General features: G+C 63.1%; 10 protein-coding genes and 1 tRNA gene. 5 read left to right on the forward strand and 6 right to left on the reverse strand.

Translation table 11 applies throughout. The features are described 5' to 3' along the window. A partial coding sequence (locus EAO80_RS12200) for a TMEM165/GDT1 family protein (protein ID WP_162993992.1) occupies positions 1–297 on the forward strand: 297 nt, incomplete at its 5' end. Between the two features lie 44 nt (positions 298–341). Next, positions 342–992 carry a LysE family translocator gene (locus tag EAO80_RS12205; RefSeq protein ID WP_122090165.1) on the forward strand — a complete coding sequence of 217 codons (651 nt, stop codon included), beginning with the start codon at positions 342–344 and terminating at the stop codon, positions 990–992. On the opposite strand, the gene EAO80_RS12210 is transcribed toward EAO80_RS12205, so the two are convergent. Next, on the reverse strand, positions 984–1,676 hold the full coding sequence (locus EAO80_RS12210) for an HD domain-containing protein (RefSeq protein WP_122090166.1): 693 nt from the start codon (positions 1,674–1,676) through the stop codon (positions 984–986). The genes EAO80_RS12205 and EAO80_RS12210 overlap by 9 nt on opposite strands. A gap of 215 nt (positions 1,677–1,891) precedes the next feature. On the opposite strand from EAO80_RS12210, the gene EAO80_RS12215 reads away from it, so the two are divergent. The 3 genes from EAO80_RS12215 to EAO80_RS12225 all read left to right on the forward strand — a co-directional run bounded on the left by EAO80_RS12215 (position 1,892) and on the right by EAO80_RS12225 (position 5,259). After that, on the forward strand, positions 1,892–2,659 hold the full coding sequence (locus tag EAO80_RS12215) for an alanyl-tRNA editing protein (RefSeq protein ID WP_122090167.1): 768 nt from the start codon (positions 1,892–1,894) through the stop codon (positions 2,657–2,659). 29 nt (positions 2,660–2,688) lie between these two features. Continuing rightward, positions 2,689–3,441, forward strand: a complete 753-nt coding sequence (locus EAO80_RS12220; protein ID WP_122090168.1) for a ribonuclease H-like domain-containing protein — start codon at positions 2,689–2,691, stop codon at positions 3,439–3,441. Between the two features lie 504 nt (positions 3,442–3,945). Next, positions 3,946–5,259, forward strand: coding sequence for a polysaccharide deacetylase family protein (locus EAO80_RS12225; protein ID WP_122090169.1), 1,314 nt, complete (start codon positions 3,946–3,948; stop codon positions 5,257–5,259). Positions 5,260–5,286: 27 nt separating this feature from the next. Here the strand turns inward: EAO80_RS12225 and EAO80_RS12230 are convergent, their stop codons facing one another. The 5 genes from EAO80_RS12230 to sufD form a co-directional block, all read right to left on the reverse strand. Next, positions 5,287–5,538, reverse strand: a complete 252-nt coding sequence (locus EAO80_RS12230; protein ID WP_122090170.1) for a hypothetical protein — start codon at positions 5,536–5,538, stop codon at positions 5,287–5,289. A 142-nt stretch (positions 5,539–5,680) separates the two neighbouring features. Further along, positions 5,681–5,753: transfer RNA gene (locus EAO80_RS12235), tRNA-Gln, on the reverse strand. A 113-nt stretch (positions 5,754–5,866) separates the two neighbouring features. Further along, entirely contained in the window at positions 5,867–6,301 is a 435-nt protein-coding gene (locus EAO80_RS12240) for a metal-dependent transcriptional regulator (RefSeq protein ID WP_122090173.1), read from the reverse strand. A gap of 55 nt (positions 6,302–6,356) precedes the next feature. Further along, positions 6,357–6,857, reverse strand: coding sequence for a ferritin family protein (locus tag EAO80_RS12245; protein WP_122090171.1), 501 nt, complete (start codon positions 6,855–6,857; stop codon positions 6,357–6,359). 49 nt (positions 6,858–6,906) lie between these two features. Next, positions 6,907–8,124, reverse strand: coding sequence for a Fe-S cluster assembly protein SufD (gene sufD, locus EAO80_RS12250; protein WP_122090172.1), 1,218 nt, complete (start codon positions 8,122–8,124; stop codon positions 6,907–6,909). Between the last annotated feature and the right edge of the window lie 108 nt (positions 8,125–8,232).

Raw genomic sequence — 8,232 nt, forward strand, 5'->3', positions numbered from 1 at the left:
GCGACCGGCGAGTTCGGCGACAAGACCCAACTGGTGACGATCGGACTGGCGGCCCAGTACGGTGCGACCAGCGCCATCTGGGCCGGCGAGATGCTGGCGATCATCCCGGTGAGCCTCGCAAACGCCTTGTTCTTCCATCGGTTCTCCCGCCGGGTCGACCTCCGGAAGGCCCATCTGGTAGGTGCGGCCCTGTTCGCCCTCTTCGCACTCGACGCGTTCCTCTCACTACTGACTGGCGTCTCCGTCTGGGAGACGGCCGTCGGTCACATCTCCGGGGTCGTCAGCGGCGTCCTCTGAGGCACACGCGGTGGGTTTTTGTCGATCCCCGCGGAACCATCGGCGTGACCGACGTTCTCGGCGCGGTCCTCGCTGGCGTCGTCCTCGGACTGTCGCTTGCGGCCCCGCCCGGCCCGATGAACGCGATCATCGCCGCCGAGAGCGCGCTCCGGGGCTGGTTTTCCGGAGTGCGCGCCGGACTGGGCGCGATGAGTGCCGACGCCTGTTTCTTCATGCTCGCGCTCGCGGGGGTCGCGACCGTCCTTCAGGACGCCCCGACGGTACGCGCCGTGATGATGGGCGTCGGCGGACTGTTGATGGGATATTTCGCCCTCGACGCGACGAGAAACGCTCGCGAGTCGTTTCTCGCCCGCGACGCCGGCGAGTCGAAGGGGTTTCGACGGACGTTCGCGCTCTCGGTTACCAATCCCTATCAGATTCTCTGGTGGCTCACCGTCGGTGTGGCGCTGCTCGATCCGGGGACGCTCTCGGTTTCGATTCCACTCCTCGGAGCCATCGAAATCCAAACGGGCAGCGTTGCCATCGTCGTCGGCTTCTTCGCGGGGATCGCCCTGTGGATCACGCTGTTCCCGCTTGCGCTCACCCGCCTGGGTCGACGGGTCGATGGGTTCGCGCCGCTCGTCGCGGCTGGGAGCGCGATGGTGCTTGCGGGCTTCGGGCTGGTCTTCCTGTATCGGGCGTTCGTTCTACTCTAATGCCTCGGGACCCCGTTCCATCTCCGGCACTTCGGACTCGAGCCACTCACAGAACCAGCGCACGCGCTTGAGGCGCTCGTGGGCGATAGTCTCCGCCGTCGGGCTCTGGATACGCTCGCAGGCCTCCTGGCCGCGCTCGTAAACGCGGTCGATCATCGTCGCGCTATCCATGTGGGTGCGGGCTTCATAGCCCATCCGAAGCAGCATGAGGACGGTCCCGTTCGCGCCGACCTTGTCCAGCAGATCGGCCTCGATCAGACATCGGCCCTCAAGCGAGAGCTCCGCGATGTCACCCGAGTGGGTGTGCGCATCGATCGCACGACAGACGCGGTCGATAAAGGAGGTCGGAAACGAACCGCGCGAGCCGAGATATTCGCGGGCGACGCGTGCGCCCTCCTCGGCGTGGACCTCCTGGTCGGCGTCGAGCTTCGCGACGTCGTGAAAGAGTGCGGCAACCCGGACGACATCGACGTCCGCGCCCTCCTTACGGGCGATCTCCTCGGCAAGCGAGAGGACGTTCAACGTGTGATTGAACCGGTACTCCGCCGAGTGCCACGGGTACCACCGCATTCGACCGCCCTCCTCCTCGTTCTGGACGCTCGCGTCGAGATACTCGTAGACGAACCGTTTCATCTCGTCGAACTCGGCCTCGGAGACGGGCGTCTCCTTTATTTCAACGCCCATAGAACCACCTCGAGAGAGACAGGTTATCGTTCATTGTTATCTACAAAAACGTGTGTTTTACTCTTTAGCGTTACGACGGGTTTGCCACGCTGTCACGCACCGGCAGAGCCACCTCGAGAGGTATACTGGATGGCAAGAGGAACCCTCACCGGCCCGAGTGGTTCGAGAAACGCCGACAGAGACAGGGTTTACACCCCACCGCCCGAACGGCCGGTATGACCGATCCGCTCTATCTCGACGACTCGACGGTACGGGAGTTCGACGCGCGCGTCGAACGCGTCATCGACGACGGCGACACCGCGAGGGTCGTGCTCGACCGCACACACTTTTACCCGGAGGGTGGCGGCCAGCCCCCCGATCGCGGAACGCTCTCGGGGGCCGAGACGTGGCCCGTTCTGGACGTTCAGAAGACCGACGAGATCTATCACACCGTCGAGGGCGCAGGGCCGACCGAAGGCGACCGGCTCACTGGTATCCTCGATCGGGAGCGCCGACAGGCCCACATGCGCTATCATACGGCCCAACACCTGCTGTCGGCGCTGTTGCTTTCGAAGTATGACGCGGCGACGACGGGCAATCAGCTCTACGCCGACCGCGCCCGTCTGGACTGTGGCTACGACCGCTTTACTCGCGAGGAGCTCGATGGCATCGAGGCCCGGATGAACGACCTGGTTCGGGCTAACCTCGACGTACGGTGGTACACCCTCGACCGCGAGCGCGCCGAGGCGGAACTCGATTCCAAGCGTACTCGTCTCGACCTCCTACCAGAGAGCATCACCGAGATACGGATCGTCGAGATCGGCGACGGGATCGCCTCGAACCCGGACGAGGAGCCGGCCGACCCGGAGGACGTCTACGACCGGGTGGCGTGTGCGGGAACCCACGTCGAGAGGACGGGTGCGATCGGGCGCGTCGAGGTGACCGGCCGCGAGACGAGGGGGAAGGGCGAAGAACGGCTCGCGTTCATCCTCGAAGACGAATAGGTTATTTCTCCTCGACGCGGAGTTCGCCCGTGCGCGTAGAGAACTGTTTCATCGCCGTCGACGGCGTTGGCGAGCGGACCGAGCGGAAACTCTGGGAGGCCGGCGTCACCGACTGGGACGCCTTCGCCGAGGCTGGCTCGCTTCCGGTCGGCGACTCGCGGGCCGCGTCGATCGAGTCGTTCATCGACCGGGCGCGTCCACGCCTCGAAGACGGTGACGTCGGCTTCTTCGCCGACCGGCTCCCGTCGGCGAGCCACTGGCGCTTCTACGAGAACTTCCGGCCGAACACCTGCTTTTTCGACATCGAGACGACCGGCCTCAGCAAACACCGCGATCGTGTGACGACGGTGAGTTTCCATCAGGGCGACGAGACCGAGACGCTCGTGGCCGGCGACGACCTCACGCGCGAGGCGATCGCGGCCCGCCTCGATCGGGCGGACCTGCTCGTCAGCTTCAACGGCGCGCGCTTCGACGTACCCTTCCTCGAGACCAGTTTCGACCTCACGATCGACACGCCGCATCTCGACCTCATGTATCCCTGCAAGCGGGCGGGGCTCACGGGCGGATTGAAGGCGATCGAACGCGAACTCGGGATCGGGCGCGAAGAGGCGGGCGTCGACGGCCGGGAGGCCGTCCGGTTGTGGCACGCCTACGAAGGCGGCGACGAGGCGGCGCTCGAAACGCTGATCAGATACAACCGCGACGACACCCGCAACCTCGCAGTCCTCGGTGACCGGGTCGCGACGCGCCTCGACAGCGAGGTCTTCGGAACCTTCCGGTAGAGTTCGTCGAGCCGAACCCAATGTTCGACCGGGCACGCACGAGTATCCATGCTCATCCTCGCCGACCTGAACGTACTCGTCGTCGACTGAATCGGCACGGACGTCTCGGAAATCGAAATGAACAGCGACCTGTTCGAGCGTTAGGAAGTGCATAACGCCGATGATCCGTCCGACCGGCTATCGTCAGGACCGTCGTCCGTGGGCTGACCGAGGCGGTCGATGGAAACGGCCAAGAGGCCGGTTTTGCGGACCACATTACCACCTCGGCGGCCGAGTCGCTCGATCCCGAAACGGCATGGGTAGTCTAAATCCATGACAGCGAGCCACCCACCGAACCCCACGTCCCGGCGGTGCTGGCAGGTGAATACGCGATCACTGCTCCAGAACGGGTTGGGGCTACCGCGAGTTCACGAATGGAGTACCCGAGTTCGAGCCCCATAAGGTATGAGACAACGGCGCATTTAGCGGGATAGTAACAATATTCTAATATGAGTTGTTTTCTGTATGGACGGTCATCGGAAATTACTCACCAAGCGGGCGTTTCTCGCCTCGGCTGGCGTAACGGCGTTCGCCGGTTGTCTCGGTACTGCGGGCACGGAATCCGACGAGGAGGAGAACACGACCGACGAGAACGCGACTGATCCCTCTCCCGATCCGGAGCCGGAGCCCGAGCCCGACCCGGAACCTGACGAGCCGACGCTGTTTCTCGACGGCGATCCGCGAGAGGAGTTCTGGGACCGTGGCGAGAGCTGGCAGGACTGTGAGTCACTCGACGACTGGGAGGTGCTTTCGGGCTCGCTCGAACCCGCGACCGACCACGTCTATCGTGGTTCGCAATCGGCTCATCTGACGAACGGGGACGACGACGAGGTACGCGTGCGGATCCCGCTTTCGGGGTTCGACCTCACGAGGACCTCGTTCTCGCTCGCAATGGACATCGTGGATCCCGGAGACCTCTATTCGCCGTCGTTCAACGTCAATGCACCGGAGTGTGACAAGGAGATCCATTTCCGGACTCGACACAAGATCGACGAACCGGGTTGGATCCGCTACGATCTCGGTATCAGCCACACGTACGGACTCGAGGCGGAGGACGCCTACATGACGATCTCGTGGGGCGGAGACGTCGACTGGTATATAGACGACATCCGGGCGGTACCAGTCGAGAGCGACCCGAAGCTGTTCATCCAGTTCGACGACTCGCTTCGAACGACCTACGAGACGGCGTTTCCGATCATGGAGCAGTACGGTCTCACCGCGACGGTCTTCACCGTAACGGGGCGGGAAGGATACAGTCGAAACCTGACCCTGGAGCAGATGAAAGAGATGCAGGAGGCCGGCTGGGAGTTCGGAAGCCACACCCACACCCATCAACGGACCGGCGAGCTCAGTCTCGACGAGCAACGCGAGGAATTAGAGCGCTCGAAGGAGTGGTTGCTCGACCACGGATTCACACAGGCCGCCTCGACGCTTGCGTATCCCTTTGGCTCCTTTACGACCGAGACGATGGACATCGCGGCCGATTACTACGATTTCGCGACACACGGCCAGCGCGGGTCGATGAACCGGACGATCAGCTCCCCGTTGTCGGTCAATCGCCATCCCGGTGATGACCCCGGGCGTTCGATGGAACTGATCGACATCCTCCTCGACAAACGGATGCCGACGGACACGCTCGTGTTGTATTACCATGAAGTGATCGAGGACGATGAGACTTGGATTGATCCCGCCGGATTCGAGGAGACGATGGCCTACATCGACGAGCGCGGCGTCGAGTGTTTACTGACGAGCGAGCTGCGCGACCAGCAGTTCGACTGAGGGAGCAGTCACCCGTTTCGAGACTGTTCAGAGGTGGCGGTTCGCCACCGAGAGTCGAACTACGCCCTCGTCCGTCGACTCGACGAGGTCACCGGTCACGGAGATGTGGTCGGCTCCGGCCGTAGCGAATCCCAACAGGGAGCGGATCTCGTCAGTGATCGTCGGCTCCGGATCGAGCATCGCGGCACCGTCCTCGACGGCGCTGACGATACCGATTTCGAGTCCAGTCGCGTCGACGACCGGGGTTCCAACGGCTGCGTCGGTGAGTTCGGACGACATTCGATGAGGGGTTCGGATAGGGTCGGCTATAACCTTGCGGAACGTCACCGACGGATCTAGCCCATAGCCACCGGGCCGAAGTTTCGAATCCGCACGCTCGATTGAGACGGACCATCCTCACCTCGTATCATCCACAGTAGAGTAGTCCCGGGCGGATTCGAACCGCCGTCATAGGCTCCAAAGGCCCATATGATTGGCCACTACACCACGGGACTTCACTCATTTCGTTCGGTCAGTCCAGTGTGCATCGAAAACCCAACGGGTTCTCTCAACACCACGGGACTCCTCGCCGTACCTACCCGCGGCGGTTACTTGAACGCTTCGAGAGTCAGTCCGCCGGCTCCTCGATACAGAACTCGAGGTACTCACAGGCGTCGCTCTCGGGATCGAAGCAGTCGGGACAGTCCGACCGGCGGTCGATGATCGTATCGAGCCGGTCGCCGACGGTTTCGTCGATAACGCTCTCGAGTTCGCGGGCCTCCGTGCGGAACTCCTCGACTTCGAGGACGTTCGCCAGGAAGCGCTCGATAATGCAGTACGTCTGCAGCGCGTTTCGCGCCCTGACGATCCCCTCGTCGGTCAGGGAGGTGCCCTTGTACTTCTCGTGGTCGACCAGCCCGCGGTCGGCGAGCTTGCCGATCATCTCGTTGACGCTCGCTGGGCTGACTTCGAGGCGCTCGGCGAGCGCACCGGTTGCCGCCGGGCCGTCCTCCGCACGCTGAACGACGTAGATCGCCTTGAGATACTGATCTGCCGTGTTCACAGCGACCACCTCGCGTGGTCACTATGCGTAGCGAACAAGGTTGCTGTGAGTGTATTCATTCGCGTTCCTCCATGATCTCGGTGACGTCTCGGACTCCCTCCTCTTCCTCGGCACGGATCGCTCGAAGCGTCGCCAGGAGGCGTTTTCGATCGATATCGAACGTCGCGTCGCTCCCCTCGATCGCTTCGATGAGATCGTCGTAGAACTTATATGCGGTCTCCTCGCTGTGCAGTTGGTCGTAGAGGATGCCGTCGAAGTCGTCGGGTTTTGTCTGACCGTACTGGCCGTCGACCAGCGCTTCGATCTCCTCGAAGGCGACGCTTTCGGCGTCGAGCTCGTCGATCAACTCCTCGAGACGGCTCCGATGCTCGGCCGACTCCTCGGCGGCGTGTTCGAGCAAGTGTTCGATCCTGTCGTCGAGTTCCGCCTGCTCGTCGGTCGACAGCGACTGGTGGTGGTGATAGGCGCGGGCCTCGACGACCTCCTCCAGGACGACGCCGATCTGGAGCAGGCGTGCGAGCTGTCGGTCCGAGCCGACGCGGGTCGCGAGGCTCATGGGCACCCCCGAAACGGTTCGAAAACGATACGGCCGGCGTGCATACCCCTTATCGGAGCCGCTCTTTGATACGTCCTTCGAGGTCTTCGCGCAGCTCCTCGACTTCGATCTCGTCGAGTACCGGCACGAAGAAGCCCTCGACGAGCATGTTCTTCGCGGACTGGGGATCGACACCGCGCGAGATCATGTAGAACAGGTCCTCCTGATCGACCTGACCCACGGTGGCGGAGTGGCTCGCCTCGGTGTCGTGGTTGTTGATGATCAGCTTCGGTGAGGCGTCGGCCTCGCTCTCGTCGGAGAGCATCAGCGTGTTCTCGCGCTGGTAGGAATTGGTATCCCACGCCTCGCTGCCAACGTCCTGAACGCCCTCGTAGACCGAGCGCGAACGGTCGTCGAGCACACCGCGGGTCACGAGGTCGGCGGTGGTGTGCTCGGCGCGATGCCAGACCCGCGAGTTGATGTCGAAGTGCTGGTCGTCGTGGCCGAAAAAGGCCCCGACGATCTTCGTCTCCGAGCCCTCGCCCGAAAGCGTGGTCTCGACGCCCGACTTCGTGAGCCGTGAACCGAGGTTGCCCTCGATCCAGTTGATCGTCGCGTACTGGTCGGTGCTGCCGTGTTTCAGCGTGTAGTTGTACGTCTCCTCGTCGAGGTCCTGCAGGCTGCCGTACTGGATGTGACTGTTCTCCCCGGCACTGATCTCGACGATACCGCTGTAGTACCGCCCCTCCTCGCTATCGACCGACTCGCCCGTCGACTGGCGCTCCAGAATGGTGACCGAACTCGACTGCTCGGTCACGACCAGCGTGTAGTTGAAGAGCGACCGGGAGTTCATCGTCGTCCGGATCGTCACGTCCTCGGCGTCGACGTTGCGGGGAACGTAGACGACGGTTCCGGTCGTAAAGAGCGCCGTCGAGAGTGCCGTCAGGTAGTTCTCCTGGGGATCGATCTCCGTGCCGAAGTGCTCGCGCACCAGTTCTTCGTGCTCGCGGGCGGCCTCCGCGAAGGGCAGCACCTCGACGTCCTCGGGACCGACCTGGTCCTTCTCCTCTGTGGCGTCGAGCGGATCGACCAGCGCCTCGAAATCGAGGTCCTCGAGGTTCGTCCACCGACGGCCCGGCGTCTGGATGACGCTCGGCAGGTCGAGCGAGTCGAGCGCCTCCAGGGCCTCTAGGCGAGTCTCGAGGAGCCACTCGGGCTCGTCGAGCTCCTCGGAGATCTTCTCTACTGTTTCCTCCGAGATGTCCGCGTGCTGGATGCCGGCGCTCATCCGAGCGATCCCTCCATTTCGAGTTCGATGAGGCGATTGAGCTCGACGGCGTATTCGATGGGCAGTTCTTCGGTGATCGGCTCGATGAAGCCCGAGACGATCATCTGT

The sequence above is a fragment of the Halalkalicoccus subterraneus genome, from assembly GCF_003697815.1.
Lineage (GTDB): Archaea > Halobacteriota > Halobacteria > Halobacteriales > Halalkalicoccaceae > Halalkalicoccus > Halalkalicoccus subterraneus.